Genomic DNA, 15243 nt, shown 5'->3' with positions numbered 1-15243 from the left:
GGCGATCGTTGGTGCGACTCGCCTGTCACCGGATACATCAAGACGGCCCAGTGCATCTTCCACGCGGATCAGAAATTTCCGGGAATTGACTGCATCAGTGTTATGGGACGTCATGGGCTGTCACTTTGGCGATACCAGACTCACACGCTGGGAAGCACGCCGCTCATCGCGCTCTTCACTGCATGACACATCTGCTCGAATGACAAGCCCGCGCCCTGCCCCGTCAGGAGAAGAAATTCAATCGCTACTCCGCTCAACACGGTGTTTCGATTCAACGTCCCCCATACCAGGCGCTCCCTCTCGATATCCACGGGGTCGGTTCCCGCCGGATAACGCTTTCCTACTCGTTTTGCGAGATCCAGAATCCATTTATCGGCTTCGTCGCCATCTCCTGCCGAAAGGTATCGACGGGCCGCCGCCAACGCACATTTCTGAGATGTCGTAAGCGATTCATGTATCACATCACAAAAAGCGATGGCTATCGTCGGCACGGTATGGAAGTCATTCGATACGTCCAGGCTATCCAGCACCTCGTCGATACGAGCGACGAGTTGTGAAGGATTTTCGGGATCGATATTCGTCGAACTCATGCAATGATCACTTTGGTGATACCCGTTTGAACCCCATATCCTCCGGCAGGATGGACATGGTTGCATGCCTCTCTCGCTCACCTGCATGCAGGGGACAAATGCAACCATTTTTCAGTGATTCGCCCTTCGCTTCCTTCTATCCATGGCCACCCGAAGCGCCACCAGCACCTGGGCCAACGCGCCCCAGAAAAGAAACACCTTCCAGATGGCCCCGTAACCCGGGTAGATGAGTACGACAATCATCGTCATGCATGCAGCCCAGAGCATGGCCATTAATTCGTGAAAAATTATCAACTTAAACATATCCGCACAGCTCGTGCCGTGAGCCACGACGTGAATGCAGTTCAGAAACCATCAGCCTATGCGTGCATCGGAGAATACGTTCGTCACCGAAGCGGCCTGACCTTCGGTCAACCCAATTAGGATAACGTCACCGCTATCCCAGTAAACGATCTCAAACTTTGCTCCGGCAATCTGAGGTCTGGCATCGGCATCCCAGACAGATGCATTTCCGTCTGCCCAGGGTTGTACTTCGATATTCGGTCGCATACCAGCTGGAAATGCGTCGAAAACTCCCCAGTAGATGTCGACTGGATCGTTAGCGAATCGGCTCGCCAATTCGTCGCCACTGAACCATCCCTGCCCTGATCCGGCGTCCCAGGGCGCTGCTTCGACATTGGCGATATGCCAGTCAAAATCTGTCACAGATACGCCAATGACACCAACGATCCGAGGAAGATCAGGAAGAAAACCTCCGCTGATAACGACGTTCATTATAAGTGGCCTTTTGATCGACTAAATGACAGGTGCTTGTGGGGTACTCGGTAACGGCCCTGCAGGGCCGCGTCAACGAAACGTGATTGATCACAGCCCCTTCCCAGCAGAACGAAGGACGGACAGCTGCCGCCCTCTCTGGTTTCGTCGTGCAATACGGCCCCACTCCCCCCGATTGCATACCTCGCCTGCGATGCCGTGCTTCATGGATGCCGATCTCGGCATCACATGCGACACGGCATGCGGCGTGATGAGATTAAGAGACATACCGCGTAGGTGTCAGCTGAGCTTTGTGTAAGCCTTCACTGACAAATTCGAAATTTACTGCCGTTATGGCAGCACATCACTAAGCGCCCCTTGAGTATCGAAATATCATTCGATTTAAGCGCAAGAAAATGGATCATATCGACCAACTTATCCGGCTCAGCACAACGGAGCGATAGGCGCTTTTGCGAGCATCCATCGCGGATGAGATCCGCTCTCATCGCTCCGCTGGTCGCGCGCAAGGCGCGCTCCTACACGAGCGGGGGAGCGTTTTCGATATTCACCTGCTCCGCCAGGAAATCCAGAAACGCGCGCACTCGCAGGGGAAGATGTCCACCCTGCCCCACATACACCGCGTGTATTTCTTCCAGGTCTCCGGGATTGTGATCTTCAAGCACCGCTTCAAGCCGCCCGGCCGCCATGTCGTCGCGGACCTGAAACGCCGCCATTCGGGCAAGACCAACCCCTGCCACCGCCAACCGACGCAGCGCTTCGCCGTCACTCGCCTGCACGCTACCCGTGGGCGAAATGACGATATCCGTACCCATCTCCCGGAACGGCCACCCGGATTGCACGCGTGCGTACGTCGCGGACAAGCGGTTATGGCCATGCAGCTCATCCAGCGTCGTGGGCCTGCCGTGTTGCGCCAGATAATCTGGTGAGCCCACCACCACCATCCGGGTGACGCCTAGTCGCCTTGCGATGAGATTGGAGCTTTTGAGCGGCCCGGCACGTACGGCCACATCGGTGCGCTGCTCAAGAATATCGACGACCTCATCGGTCAGCACGATGTCCAGAGCAATGTCCGGATAACGCGCCAGGAAATCAGGGATGAGCGGCAGCAGGAAGTGATGACCGAAGGGCACATTGGCATTCACCCGCAGGCGACCGCGTGGCACCTGCTGTGCCCCCGCGCAACGCTCCGCCTCGTCGAGATCGGCCAGCACACGAACGCCACGCTCGTAGAACGCACAGCCCTCGGACGTCAGCAGCACCTGTCGCGTCGACCGGTTCAACAGGCGTGAGCCCAGGCGCTGCTCCAGCCGCGTGACCAGCTTGCTCACCGCCGACGGGGTCATGCCGGACACCCGGGCAGCCGCCGAGAAGCCTCCCAGCTCCACGACGCGCACGAACACTTCCAGCTCCCGGATGCGGTTGATATCCGTGCCTGCCATGACGCCCCCGATGAATTCATTTCACAAATGCTGTTCCGGCGGCCAGTCTATTCCAGAGCCAACCTGCGCTGCACCATGGATCATCTTTTGATTGAGACCCCATCCATGTCCCACCCACGCTCTTCGCTGCAACGGGTGCTTCTCGCTACCTCGACCCTCGTGACGGCCACCGCTTCGGCGGCAGACAGCCTGCCGGCATCGCCTCACGCCTGGGTGGCCACGTGGCATGCCAGTCCACAGCCCGTGTGGGCCGCCGACTTCCTGTTTCCCACGAATGTTCCCGCCATCCTGCACGACCAGACCGTGCACCAGACGGCGCGAATAAGCCTGGGCGGCGAACGGATGCGGCTGGTGTTCTCCAATGCCTACGGCACCGAGCCGCTCATACTCGGGCCCGTTACCGTCGCACGGGAACCGCAAGGTGACGCTCCGGCAGCTCCGAAGCCGGTAACCTTCGGCGGAAACATCACCGCCAGCATTCCGCCGGGCGCGTCGCTTATCAGCGATGCGGTGAACATGCGCGTTCCGTCGCTTGCCCGTATTGTCGTCAATACGTATCTCCCCGCATCCACTCCCGTACGCACTTTCCACTGGGATGGCCGGCAGACGAGCTGGATCGTCGCGGGCGACCAGACAAAAGCCAGAGCCTTCGACAAGACCACACCTCACGCCATCACGACGACCGCACGGCTACTGCTGAGCGGCATCCAGGTCGATGGCACTGCCACTGCATCGACGATCGCGATCATCGGCGACTCGATTACCGATGGTGCAACGGCCAGCCTCGACACCGACCACCGCTGGCCGGACTATCTGGCCGCGCGGCTTACACCGCATGGTGTGGCTGTCATCAATACAGGGATTTCCGGTGGCCGCCTGCTATCCGACGGCATGGGCGTGAATGTGCTGGCGAGACTCGACCGCGACGTACTGGCGCAACCCGGGATCAAGAGCATCATCGTCCTGATCGGCATCAATGATATCGCGTGGCCGGGGACGGCATTCGCCCGCACCGACCGGCGCCCCACGCTAACCACGTTGACCAGCACATACAGGCAGCTGGTGGAGCAGGCCCATGCCCGGGGCCTGCGCGTGATGGGAGCCACCCTGACACCGTTCGAAGGGGCGTTGCCGGATACGCCACTGAGCGATTATTACCAGGCGGACAAGGACGCATTGCGCCAGCAGGTCAATGCGTGGATTCGTGAGAGTGGCACGTTCGATGCCGTGGTGGATTTCGATGCGGTGCTGCGCGACCCGGGGCACCCGAAACGTCTGGCGGTGTCTTATGACTCGGGCGACCATCTGCACCCGGGTGACGAGGGTAATCGTGTGATGGCCGATGCCGTGATCCTGGATGCGCTCTTACCCCCCCGCCCGTAGCGAGACAATACCTCCCGGACGACCACTCCCTGTAGGAGCGCGCCTGCGCGCGACCGCTTTTCGCGCTGCACGGGTCGCGCGCAAGGCGCGCTCCTACAAGAGCCGGGTAAATCCATTGGTCGTGGGCAATCTCGGGTAGCCTTAGCTTCACCCGGCCCCCGAAGGATGACGCCATGTCCCAGCACGATCTTTACGAACGCTTCCTGGCCCTGCACCAGCGCCCGAATGCCTTTGTCATGCCCAATGCATGGGACGGCGGCTCCGCGCTATTCATGAAGGAGGCCGGCTTTGAATCGCTCGGCACGTCCTCTGCGGCGCTTGCCGCATCCCTGGGACGTGTCGACGGCCGCCACACCGTCAGCCGTGAAGAACACCTGGCTCACGCGCAGCTACTGACCCGGATCACGGGACTGCCCGTCAATGGTGATTTCGAGGACGGCTACGGCGACACACCCGATGACGTGGCCGCCACCGTGAAGGCGGCGATCGATGCCGGCCTTGCCGGCATTGGCATCGAAGACACCTCGGGGAACCCCGGCAAACCCATCCGCGATTTCGATGAGGCCGTGGCCCGCGTCGCTGCCGCAGCCAAGGTAGCCAAGGTAGCCAAAGGGAAGATCGTACTTACGGGTCGCACGGACAATTATCTCCATGGTCGTCCCGACCTCGACGACACGATCCGCCGCCTCACCGCTTTTGCCGACGTCGGCGCCGATGTCCTTTACGCCCCGTATCCGTCGGACATGAGTCATGTGGTGGCTATCGTGAAGGCCGTAGCGCCCAAGCCAGTTAACCTGGTAGTCGGCACGATGGCAGGCACGGTTCCACTGGCCGAGCTACAGGCCGCAGGCGTAAAGCGCGTAAGCATGGGTGCATCGCTCTACATGCGCATGCTTGGCGACCTGCGCCGGGCGATGGAACAGCTGAAGGCCGGTGACCTTGCGAAGGGTGCCGAGGGTGCGAGTTTCGGCGAACTGGTGAAGCTGCTTACGGCCGCACCTGAAGCCTGAGCCCCGCCTATTTTCGTAGAAATGGGTACGTTGAGCAGCATCCCAGTGGCCATCGATTTTTTAAGACATCTGCTTCTTCGGCCAGGGAAGGTCACACGATCGTCATTCGCGGGGAAGCAGGCCGCTACTCGCCCAGCTCGTCGATCCCGTCAGCTTCAAATGCAGATCGGATGGCTTCCAGTATCCGGGCAGCTCGACGTTCGTCTCCGAGCTTTGGATACTGCTTTCTTAGCTTCCCTGAGAACATCCATCCATTCTCCTTCACCGAACGGATGATGCGATGAGCATCTTGATCGGGCATCTCAGCAACCTCCTTGAGGTTCTCCATTGCTCGCTGAAAAACCATCAACACCCTGGCTTCCTCGGCCATCTCTGACCGAACCGTGTGTGCAACGAGGCGAGCGGTATATTGCACATGCTCGGTCAGGTCAGGATATCGCCATGCAGATCGCGCATCGCCATAGTCATCGAAGATGAAATTACTCGGCGTGCCGTCTTCATAGGTAACTAGCTCACCAAAACGATAGGACGTCCCATACCGCCGCATGAACGGACGGGAGAATACTTCCAGTGCGCTATCGTAGCCCGAGCGGAACGCGGCAGAGCTGGTGATGGTGGCGGACACCGGTAGAATCACTCCATCTGGCAACGCCTTGTCGCGAACCAGTGTGTCGTTGATCAGGAACCGATGGAGCCGCCCGTTGCCATCGCGCATCGGGTGAATGTAAACAAATCCGAACGCGAGCACAGCGGCGCGCGCCAGTGATTCGGCTCCTTTCGTTACCTGCTCGAACACAGCCAGGCCCTCAAGCATCGATGCAACGTCGTCGAAATGCGGTGCTATGTAGTGCACGATATTTTCCCGCATCGTGGCCTGGCCTACGAAGACGGGGGAGCGCCGCAAGCCGAGCCCGAATGCTTCATGACCCAGGATCCCTGCTTGCAACGTATGCAGGCTTTCGTTGCTCAGTGGATCTTTGATATGGCCGCAATGCTGGGCGATGACGTGCGCAAATCGCTGGATGCGATCTGCCTGATCAGCTTCTTTCTCAATCAGAAAGCTCGCGCGTGATTCCTTGAAGGTCAACCAACTGGCGGCGCGCATGAGAACATCGGCGCCGTAGGTACGGTCCAACTCATTCAACTCGGCGCCGAGATTGAATTGCAGTGCCTCCTGAACAACCGGTGTGCGGCGAACCACGGCACAGAATTCCCTTGTTCCGGGCAGGTTGTTGTTGATGCGCCAGCGGCGCGCGCGCACAGACTCTGTGCGAACCAGATACTGATCTGCTGGCAGGGCGTCGACGTAGCCGCCGTTCGTTACGTCCGGAACATCCAATGCATGACCGGTCAGCCACTCGTAGAAGAAACCCGTGCGGCGGGCGTACTGACCGAAAGGCTCCTTCCTGCACCAGGCCTCGATCGGCTGAGGGCCAACCACGGCGAACAAGCGTGCAAAGAATTCCAGATGGATATCTTCGTACTTGAGGCCGAACTCGAAATGACCGGCAAAATCATCGCTTGGGCGGTACGCCGCGGGATAGCGATTCTCGACCTGCCCCCCGATGTCGCGGCTCATGCGGCTTGCGCCGATCGTGGAGTCGACGCGCAGGGGTTGTACCGGTGAAATGCCGTACTGCACGGCGAGCGCCTTGAAGCCGACCTGCATGGTGGAAATCCTTTAACCAGATCTCAAAAATGCTAATTTTCAGGCAATCGTATACCAAAACGTTATCAAGCACCGAATCTCTTCAAAACGTTAACCATCACCCTAAAACGCTAAAAAAATCGAATATTCATGAAAAAACGCTAAAATACGTCGAAAAACCGGAACGCCTAAGAAGCCCAGCGGCGGCCCACCAACGACTTGTCCCCAGGGCCGGGCGGCTGATTGCGCCGCTGACCGCCGTCGTCGATCGGTTCGGCCGCGCCCGGGACACGCCCGGATTGTCGAAGTCTCTTCGCATCACGGCGATGTTGTCCGGGGTGAACCATGGGCACGGCCTACCCGCTGGCCGAACTACGCGCTCAGGGATGCCCACAAGTGCATGCTCGCCAGGCTTCGCCACGGCGAATACCGGGCCATCAAGCGGGCGGTGCCGGTGGCATCCGGGCGTTCGGGCATCTGATGCAGCCGATGCAGGGCCGTTGCCAGACCGCTATCCCCTACCGGCGCCGCATCGCCGAATCCCGTACGCATCAAGACATACCGCGCGGTCCAGACGCCGACGCCGTGCTGGGCCGTGAGTGCGGCTTCCGCATCCACCGCCGATCCATCGACGAGACCTTCGATGTCCAACTCGCCGGCTGCAATGGATTGGGCGACGTCCAGTAGATACTTTGTCTTGGAGCGGGAAAAGCGGCGGCTCGTCAGGTCGGCCGCATCCAGCCCGGCCACGCGTTCCGGCGTGGGATGGACGTACATATCGCCGACTTTTTCCCCTGCCAGCAAGATGAGATCGCGTCGCAGGCTACCCGCGAAACTCACGTTGATCTGCTGACCCATGATGGCCCACGCCAGCGCATCGAACGCACTGGGTATGAGGGTGACACGCAGGCCGCGGCGCATGCCCACCAACTCGGGATGGGCGGCCTCGAACCGGCTGATGTCCGTGCCCAGGCCGAGGATCTTGAGTGCATCACGGTGCAGCTTGGCCATGCTTTCCGGCCCAACCGGCCGCTTGCCTTCTACCGTGATTCTGGCCGCGCCGCGCTGTAGATGAATTTCCATCACCACCGGGCCATCGGGAGTCGACAGCGCTTTCCACACCCGGCTATCGTCGCTGCGCTCGGCGATCCCTTCCGGGTCACGTCCCTGGTAGGCCAGTACATAGGCGGTCTGGTAGTCCGCCGGCAACTGGAGTGTGAATCCCTGCTTGCTCCCAAGCTTGCGGTAGTTCTCCGGAGACATGGCCATGTGTGCGCTGAACACGCTTTTGTAAACGGCTTCATCAGCGAAGCCGGCGGCGACGCCTGCTGCCGACACGGAAGTACCTGCGCCAATGAGCGCTCGTGCCGCGAACCGCGAGCGTTCGCGATCCAGCCATTCGGCGGCCGTCAGATGCGCATGATCGCCCACCAGCACTTCCAGTCGCTCAGGCGTGGCTCCGATCACTTCGGCCAGGGCCGCGCCATTCACGACAGATGCCGGCCTCTGCGCCAGAAGTGCGGCGAGCTGGTGGTATTCGCCGAGCCCGTTGCCGTGTGTCGCGTAGTAGCGATCAGGCTTGCACACCTTGCAGGCCTTGAGGCCGGCAGCCTTGGCCTGCGCCTCCGAGGCGAAGGTCACCAGATCATCCTTGCGACGCATGGGCACGGTGCAGGATGGCAGATTGTATGTGCCCGCCGAAAGCGAACCCATGAGGAATTGGCCATCGAGGTCGCCCTTGCGGGCGGCCTTTCGGTCCCAGTGCATGGTGTGCTCCGTGGTCATGGTCGCGGGAAAAGGCGTAAACAGCCCCATACACTACGCGCGCCACAGCCCGACGCAATAGTCGCGACGTACCCGGTATTCGAAAGCCCTGTAGGAGCGCGCCTGCGCGCGACCGGTTTTCGCGCTGAACCGGTCGCGCGCAAGGCGCGCTCCTACAGGGGGACGATGTCGTTCATGGCAAGCAAAAACGCACCCCCAAACACCACAACCACAATGACCTGCATCACTGCGCCCCCAATGCAACCTGCGCATCCCATATAAGCCTCACCTTCGCCTGCGCCACACATTGCTCGCTCATACGCGTCAACAAGGTACTCGCACCCAGCAACCGAATCAGATGCCGGCGATTCGGCACATCCAGATCGACAAAACACTCCGCAAGCACTTCATTGATGCCTTCCGCATACGCAAGCCATTCGGCTGCATCGTCCAGCAGAGCATCCAGGCCAGCTTGCGGGTCGAGGACATAACTGCCTTCGCCCAGCCTGCCCAGGTCGTTCGGTATATTCATTGAGATATCTCCCCGGGGGCGCCCGGACCCGAGGTGCGGCACGTTTGCAGCCGTGCCACACCCCGGAGTACGCCTCTCGACGCACCCCTCATCGCTCGGGTGACAAGCGCTGGCTCCCGTGCCTCCCCTATCGGGAAGCGACCGGCTCAGCGCAGTGAATCGGCATCAGGCGACCCCATCCGCCCATACGGCAACGCGCCGGATGGCAACGGCAAGGCAAACACAAGCAGGAGATCGCCGGAGCGCCGAGGCGCGTCAGCTGCGTCCGGAAGGACTCCGGGCCGGGCGATGGTCGTCAGGGGGAATGCCGCGTCCAAGCGGTGGACACGGGAATGACGTAGACTTCGACATTGCTTCAGCCTTCTATGCGAGGTTGAGGAAGTGGCCGTTCGGGTGTTACAGCACCCGGGCGGCTGCGCTTATCACCCATGGGGTGAGCGTGGTTGCCTGTGCTTCTTCTTCGCATCCGATCCACAGGCAACGGGATGAAACGTATCAGATTGATTCTGTAATGTCTGTAGGTGTGCGAGAGATTTGCAACTGATCGTTGTGTTTTTTTCTCTTCGGCCGCGCGACGGTATACATCGATACGTAGCCTCATCCGCACGCTTTCGGCAAGAACGTTCAGACAGTCATCGACCTGGCCCAAGCACCAGAAGAACCCAGGGCGCCAAGGGAGAATGGAGCCAACGGCTTCCTGGCCCGCCTGGGCTATCTTATCTTCCGCAGAATCATTCGCATCAGCGAAACAGGCATGGTGAGCTGACTACGCTGGCGAATCATTTCTAAAGGAGCTCCGGGTGGCTTTCTCCATATCGCTTCTTGCTTATCGCCCTCGTATACCCACCGCTGTGCTTTCACTAGCAAGCGGAGCCTTTCTGATGCTCGGAATGTCCGGATCGCCGCTAGCCGCTGGTCTACCAAAGCACTTTCATAAGAATGCCAGCAGAGATATCGGCTCTGGTTTGCAATGTGTAGCAGGTACTGCAACTGACGACGATGGCATGAATGGACGAGCCCATGTTTATGTCGAAGACACAAGAACGCACGCCATTCAGTGGGCCGCGCCTATTCCGCTAAGGAAAGACTGGTATCAGAATCAGGCCACTCACTGCCTGGGAGATGGGCAGAAGGTCTATGCACTTGTTCAGTCCGAAACGACGTCTCAAGCCTCGCTCTCCCAGACGTTCATCTCAGTGGTGACGCTGAATCGCGCGGATGGTCACATCGATAGCGTATCGCCAGTGAGAGTTCCGGGAGTCCATGGAGCTGTATCAGCATGGGTTGGCGAAGAACCCGAACACTTCGCGAAGGTCGACGGAAGCATCGTGGTAACCGGCGAGTATCTGTTAATGAACAACCGTGATGACATCAAGCCATTTATCGCGCACCCGGAAGACATCACGAGTACCGACGCGTCAGCCCCCTAAGACATGCCACGGAGATCAACCTTGGTTCTTGCCGCGACCCTGATTTTGCCCACGCTAATCTTCGCCTCTTCAACCGCGACTGTGCCGGTGGAAATCGATTCAGCCGCACCTAAAGGCAGTCGTCTTATCGCGTTCGTATCAAGCGGCGATCAATCCGATGCAGACGCAGTAGCCATTTTTGAAGGAAGCCCCGATAAAGCAGGGATTCGCAATCGCGTCCTGATGACCTTCGGCAAGAAGAATGGTGTTTTCCAGAAGAACTTCACCAGCGAAAAACTCATTGCTTGTTCTTTATGCAGCCAGTTCCATGACGATCCATTCCGCCCCAGGCACGTAAAGGTCACCCCGGGTCACATCCATATTGACCAGTTCGATAGTGGCGAGAAACCATCGTCTACCGTCATCGAACTCAATCGTCAGAATGGCGTGTGGCGCGTCACAAGCGCAACCCGTAGCACGGTCGTTGCCGGACGCGGAGATGAGCGAAAAGAGACGCTTCCTTTCCCGCCCTCGGGTCTGGCGAAGGACATGGATGCCCGATGGTCCGTTCCCGTCTTCTTCAACACCATTATTGTCAAAAAAAGCACTGGAAAATTTTTCTTTGTCCACCGCAGCCCCAATGAACGAGCCGCATGGGAAGCCCTTAAAGATGAATGCACAAATGATGATTGCACCGTTCTCGTCCAGCAAGGAGACGGCTGCATCTCATTGGTAAAGGATGTATCAGGTCACTCGTATGGTGGGACCACTCCCGATACGGATGATGAGAAGGGAGCGGCTGCACGGGCAATAGCCACCTGCGAATCAGCGGGTGGCTATGCGTGCAAGGAAGTCCGCACGGATTGCAGCAAGGGCATATGACGACGGAGACCAGCCAAGCGGGCACAAAATCTACAGACGTCAAATCGAATGAAAGGCTACCAGCGCACTCCGTACCCAGTGCAATCCAGGGCAGACTTCACGGTCCCGGCGCAGCACCAAAGGTCTGCGGCTGGCAACCGGGCGCTTGCGATTGTCCGGCAAGGACCCGCCGTAGGCTGCTCAGTCCTTCACCGAAAACGAGTACGGGTGGTAGTACGGCCACCCTGACGCTTCGCTAAGATGACCCTCGGCCGTAACCGTGCGGCATGACTCAAGGAGCCATGGATGACCACCCGATGATGCGTCCCGCCGCCGTGCTGGCCAACCTTGGCGCAATCCTGTTGGTCGCGTGCGCTACGCCCGCGCATCCCGCGATGCCGCGCGCGGCCGTAACCAAGCCGGCGCCCTCCTCTCCCGTTAAGGACCAATCTATGGTGTCATCCCTCGAAGCCCACGCGTTGCCCGGGGCGCGCGTGGCCGCCGACCACCTGTTGGCCTTTCTGTCGACCCTGAACAGCACGACTACGCTGAAGCCCGAGTCGCTCGGACGGGCCTTCGGAGTGAGCCTTGGCCCAGACTCCGAAAATGGTGCGGGCTGGTCGGTCTACCACAGCCCCGATATCGGTCGCGGCTGGACCTACTGGGTGCAGCAGTCCGATGCCCGGCCATCGATGAAGAATGGCTTTCGTTTCTGGTTCGACCATCCGGACCGCACGGCCGACGCCACGCCGGTCTGTGCATTGCCCCTGGACCGGCTGCGCAGCACGCTGACCGCCCACGGCTGGGTTGAGCGACCGGTGCCCTCCGAAATCGGCAGCATCCTGGCCGTCGAATTCAGCAAGAACGATGTGGTGTTGACCCTGACTCCGCGGGATGGCACCGACATCAATGGCACCGCCTGCGTGCTGGCCATTCAGACCAGCGACGGTCACTGACTGAATAAGGATTGCCCATGGCAACGCCCCATCCGGCCCTCGATGCGGCCGTTCAGCAGTTTGCCCAACAGCCCGGTGTGAGCCCGGCCGACGTGTCGGCCCTGCGCGCTGCGTTGTCCGCCGACCCCGATGTGAGCCAGCGCCTGGATACGCAGGCGGCAGGCGGTGCGCTGCGCGGCTTTGCACTGGCTGCGGCGGGTGCGCCCGATCGCCCCGTGGGCGACTACGACCGCACCGCCGGCACGATGACCTTGCCAAGCTCAGCGTTCTCTGGGCCACATCCTGACGTAGGCGCCGTCCTGCGCGTGCAAGCGATGGTCACGGAGTTTGGCGCCAAGAGCTACACCGACACCGCGGGCGCGAGCCAAGCGGTCACCCCGGACATGCTCAATAACTTGCAGGGCACGCTCAACAACTCGCCAGTCTTGGCTGAAGAAATCAAGCGAGCCGCCACAACGACCGACCCACTTCAACCGTCCCACCGCATTCTCGAATCCTTCGCATTCACCGCGCCGGATGCGGGCGTGGGAGGAAGCTTCAACGCCCCCGACCACGCTATGAACCTGGTCAGCGAATCACTGATGACCCGAGGTGCGCGCAGCCCGGGCACCTATAATCCGCATGATTTGACCTTCGTCATCGGGCATGAAGTCCAGCATGGGTTCAACGCGCAGGCCGCTGCGCAGGCACGGACCGCGTTTGTTCATGATGTGCGCGCATTGGCGGCCACGCCGGAACCCGTCCACGACTACACGGCACTTGTTGAGCGGCACATCCAGTCGGGCCGAGAAGATGAAGCCAGCGCGCAAATTGCCGGATGGAACGCGCTGCAAAGCCGCGTCCAGCACGACCAGGGCCGCATCTCGCTGACCGACATGGCCAATGCGTTGCCGGCGCGCACCGCCGACTTCATCGAACCGCATGGGGCGGGGTTCGTCGCCCATGCCAATGTTCAGCTCAATGCCGATTTGATCATGCCCCATACGCCAGGCAATGTGGCCGCCATGGGACACAACTATTTTGACCGGCCCACGGCGGCGCATCGCCAATCGGGAGATACGCGCAATTCGATGGCCTTGGCGCACGGCGGGGTGGAGGACTATCCCAACTATTACGCCGGCTGGGCCGTCTCAACCATCGGCGCCGAGGAGCGGGCTGCTGCACACGGCAGGGATCCGGCACCACAGATTCAGATCAACATGGCCCACGCCGGGCTTTACGAAGACATGATGGAAAAGGCCGGGCTCAATCTCGCGCCATCCAAACAATCCATCCCGTATTTGGACAGCAGCACGCAGCCGGCCACCCCACACACGTTCGACCACACGGCCGACGGGCCGCATCAATATCAGCATGTGCCGGTGGCCCCGCAGCGGTTGGATGACCCGGCGCACCCGGACCATGCCCTGTTTCAGCAGGCGCGCGGCCATGTCGTGGCGATCGACCACAGCATGGGCCGTACCCCTGATGCGCACACCGACCAGTTGGCCTCTGCCGCGGCCGTACAAGCCCGAACGGATGGTTTGCAGCGCATCGACCAGATGGCCTTGTCCACCGATGGGCAGCGACTCTGGGGCGTGCAAACGCCGCCGGGGCGCACCGACCACCTGTTTGACCTGCGCACCAGCGTACCAACGGCTGAAGCGATGACGCCGATGGAACAAAGCGGCGCCAAATGGCCGCAGGCCATGCAGCAGTTCGAGCAGACACAAGCCCAGCAGCAGGTGCAAAGCCAGCAGGTGACGCAGCAACAGACCGAATCGCAAGGTCCAGTCATGAGCCACGGCGGTTACGGCATGTAGTGCTCTGTCACATGGAGGGGCGGGCCTCGCGCGTCGCCTCCGGTTTGAGCACCAGAATCGCGCTGCCTCCCCTAGAGCTTGCCAGAGTGGGCGCACCAAAACCGAGAGCCAACTCGTTCGCGCAGGTCGGCTGGCACGCGAAAGCACGCATACAGGCCAGCCGGAAGATGGAGCAGGAGTGGCTTTGGCGCAAAAACGATACCTAAAATGATGCCTTGGGAGGGCTTTTCAGGTTCGTTGCGTCAGCCGAAAAAGACGTTGCAGGAAAGACAACTGGCATCGGCATGGCCGAAGCTGGAGCGGGTGAAGGGAAGACCTTCTCCCTGCTTCGAAACCCTCGCTCGCCAACATTTTGTGGCCGGACAGGGGGGCAATCAGGAGTACCCAGAACGGGACTTGGGAAAAGCTACCATAGCGCCTTCGATTCCTAGGTCCGCTGGCCGGCTATTCGTCGGGATTACCGTCCACCCGGAAGGCGGGGAGGGACAGCAAACGGACGGCCATCGTGATAGCAAAGGCGGCGACGGCACGGAGATGTTCCTCAGGACCACTCATCGTTTCCAAGGAGCGCCGAAACAGGCTTGCTGGGTCGTGGAGGTCCCGGAAGTGAGACAGCGGATTGCGCAGGCCCATCAGACATCGCAGGTCGGCCTCATCGTCCGGAGAGATGAGCCCAGCTGCGAGGCAGCGCTTGAGTGTTTCCTGAAAGGCGATTCGGTTGGGCAACCGATCCTGCTCGAACATATTGAGGCGTGCGGCCAGGAGATGTTCGGCCAGGCTCTGGCAAAGGAGCACTGTGGCGATGAAGTTGCCATGCACAAAGGAAGACCGCGCCTCCACCCACGCATTGAATGCCACCTCACCGCCGGCCAAGATCGAACCGGCCGACCCGAGGCTGGTGGACAGGTCGGCAAGCTGGTGGAACCGACCAATCTTTCCATCAACGTCGCCGTGAAGGTCGGCCAAGAGGACCCTGAAGACATCCACGGTGGAATAGCTCGAAAACAGTTCCTCTTGCTCATTTTCTTCCATGTCCTTTCCCATGTGGTTTCCCGACGGTGACCATTACCTCGCA

The 15243-nt window shown here is 60.2% G+C and carries 13 protein-coding genes; 6 read left to right on the top strand and 7 right to left on the bottom strand.

Annotated features, from left to right (window positions below):
- Positions 1-140 precede the first annotated feature (140 nt).
- The 3 genes from KR767_RS10050 to KR767_RS10040 all read right to left on the bottom strand — a co-directional run bounded on the left by KR767_RS10050 (position 141) and on the right by KR767_RS10040 (position 2803).
- A complete protein-coding gene (locus tag KR767_RS10050; RefSeq protein ID WP_250879016.1) occupies positions 141-590 on the bottom strand; it encodes a hypothetical protein in 450 nt (149 codons plus the stop codon).
- Positions 591-944: 354 nt separating this feature from the next.
- On the bottom strand, positions 945-1364 hold the full coding sequence (locus KR767_RS10045) for a hypothetical protein (protein ID WP_250879015.1): 420 nt from the start codon (positions 1362-1364) through the stop codon (positions 945-947).
- Between the two features lie 515 nt (positions 1365-1879).
- A complete protein-coding gene (locus KR767_RS10040) occupies positions 1880-2803 on the bottom strand; it encodes a LysR family transcriptional regulator (protein WP_250879014.1) in 924 nt (307 codons plus the stop codon).
- A gap of 126 nt (positions 2804-2929) precedes the next feature.
- On the opposite strand from KR767_RS10040, the gene KR767_RS10035 reads away from it, so the two are divergent.
- Together KR767_RS10035 and KR767_RS10030 are read left to right on the top strand one after the other, a co-directional pair.
- The gene (locus KR767_RS10035; RefSeq protein WP_425602748.1) at positions 2930-4186 is read left to right on the top strand and encodes an SGNH/GDSL hydrolase family protein; all 1257 of its coding nucleotides are present in this window, start codon (positions 2930-2932) and stop codon (positions 4184-4186) included.
- 173 nt (positions 4187-4359) lie between these two features.
- Positions 4360-5196 (top strand): isocitrate lyase/PEP mutase family protein, encoded by an 837-nt coding sequence (locus KR767_RS10030; RefSeq protein WP_250879012.1) that lies wholly within the window; start codon positions 4360-4362, stop codon positions 5194-5196.
- 124 nt (positions 5197-5320) lie between these two features.
- On the opposite strand, the gene KR767_RS10025 is transcribed toward KR767_RS10030, so the two are convergent.
- From KR767_RS10025 to KR767_RS10015, 3 genes are all read right to left on the bottom strand, one after another.
- Complete coding sequence (locus tag KR767_RS10025) at positions 5321-6865, bottom strand: Fic family protein (protein WP_250879011.1); 1545 nt, start codon at positions 6863-6865, stop codon at positions 5321-5323.
- A 351-nt stretch (positions 6866-7216) separates the two neighbouring features.
- Complete coding sequence (locus KR767_RS10020; RefSeq protein ID WP_250879010.1) at positions 7217-8611, bottom strand: DNA-3-methyladenine glycosylase 2; 1395 nt, start codon at positions 8609-8611, stop codon at positions 7217-7219.
- Positions 8612-8852: 241 nt separating this feature from the next.
- Positions 8853-9140, bottom strand: a complete 288-nt coding sequence (locus KR767_RS10015) for a S1 domain-containing protein (RefSeq protein WP_250879009.1) — start codon at positions 9138-9140, stop codon at positions 8853-8855.
- An 800-nt stretch (positions 9141-9940) separates the two neighbouring features.
- Between KR767_RS10015 and KR767_RS10010 the strand changes: the two genes are divergently transcribed.
- From KR767_RS10010 to KR767_RS09995, 4 genes are all read left to right on the top strand, one after another.
- Positions 9941-10570, top strand: a complete 630-nt coding sequence (locus KR767_RS10010; protein WP_250879008.1) for a hypothetical protein — start codon at positions 9941-9943, stop codon at positions 10568-10570.
- A gap of 21 nt (positions 10571-10591) precedes the next feature.
- Positions 10592-11431, top strand: coding sequence for a DUF4189 domain-containing protein (locus KR767_RS10005; RefSeq protein ID WP_250879007.1), 840 nt, complete (start codon positions 10592-10594; stop codon positions 11429-11431).
- Between the two features lie 431 nt (positions 11432-11862).
- Positions 11863-12366 (top strand): hypothetical protein, encoded by a 504-nt coding sequence (locus tag KR767_RS10000; protein ID WP_250879006.1) that lies wholly within the window; start codon positions 11863-11865, stop codon positions 12364-12366.
- Between the two features lie 17 nt (positions 12367-12383).
- On the top strand, positions 12384-14168 hold the full coding sequence (locus tag KR767_RS09995) for an XVIPCD domain-containing protein (protein WP_250879005.1): 1785 nt from the start codon (positions 12384-12386) through the stop codon (positions 14166-14168).
- Between the two features lie 444 nt (positions 14169-14612).
- Here KR767_RS09995 and KR767_RS09990 read toward each other — a convergent pair whose 3' ends face one another.
- A complete protein-coding gene (locus tag KR767_RS09990) occupies positions 14613-15212 on the bottom strand; it encodes a hypothetical protein (protein ID WP_250879004.1) in 600 nt (199 codons plus the stop codon).
- Positions 15213-15243 lie beyond the last annotated feature (31 nt).

Origin of the sequence: Luteibacter anthropi (assembly GCF_023699965.1) — a bacterium.
GTDB classification, from domain to species: domain Bacteria; phylum Pseudomonadota; class Gammaproteobacteria; order Xanthomonadales; family Rhodanobacteraceae; genus Luteibacter; species Luteibacter anthropi.
Note: the sequence above shows the minus strand (reverse complement) of the source record. Positions and strands in the feature narration are given on the sequence as shown.

What these genes read in the sequence shown, in the direction of transcription:
- KR767_RS10045 (WP_250879015.1), bottom strand. Translation starts at nt 1,364, where the DNA reads ATGAACGTCGTTATCAGCGGAGGTTTTCTTCCTGATCTTCCTCGGATC.
- KR767_RS09995 (WP_250879005.1), top strand. Translation starts at nt 12,384, where the DNA reads ATGGCAACGCCCCATCCGGCCCTCGATGCGGCCGTTCAGCAGTTTGCC.
- KR767_RS10030 (WP_250879012.1), top strand. Translation starts at nt 4,360, where the DNA reads ATGTCCCAGCACGATCTTTACGAACGCTTCCTGGCCCTGCACCAGCGC.
- KR767_RS10015 (WP_250879009.1), bottom strand. Translation starts at nt 9,140, where the DNA reads ATGAATATACCGAACGACCTGGGCAGGCTGGGCGAAGGCAGTTATGTC.
- KR767_RS10025 (WP_250879011.1), bottom strand. Translation starts at nt 6,865, where the DNA reads ATGCAGGTCGGCTTCAAGGCGCTCGCCGTGCAGTACGGCATTTCACCG.
- KR767_RS09990 (WP_250879004.1), bottom strand. Translation starts at nt 15,212, where the DNA reads ATGGGAAAGGACATGGAAGAAAATGAGCAAGAGGAACTGTTTTCGAGC.
- KR767_RS10000 (WP_250879006.1), top strand. Translation starts at nt 11,863, where the DNA reads ATGGTGTCATCCCTCGAAGCCCACGCGTTGCCCGGGGCGCGCGTGGCC.
- KR767_RS10020 (WP_250879010.1), bottom strand. Translation starts at nt 8,611, where the DNA reads ATGCACTGGGACCGAAAGGCCGCCCGCAAGGGCGACCTCGATGGCCAA.
- KR767_RS10050 (WP_250879016.1), bottom strand. Translation starts at nt 590, where the DNA reads ATGAGTTCGACGAATATCGATCCCGAAAATCCTTCACAACTCGTCGCT.
- KR767_RS10040 (WP_250879014.1), bottom strand. Translation starts at nt 2,803, where the DNA reads ATGGCAGGCACGGATATCAACCGCATCCGGGAGCTGGAAGTGTTCGTG.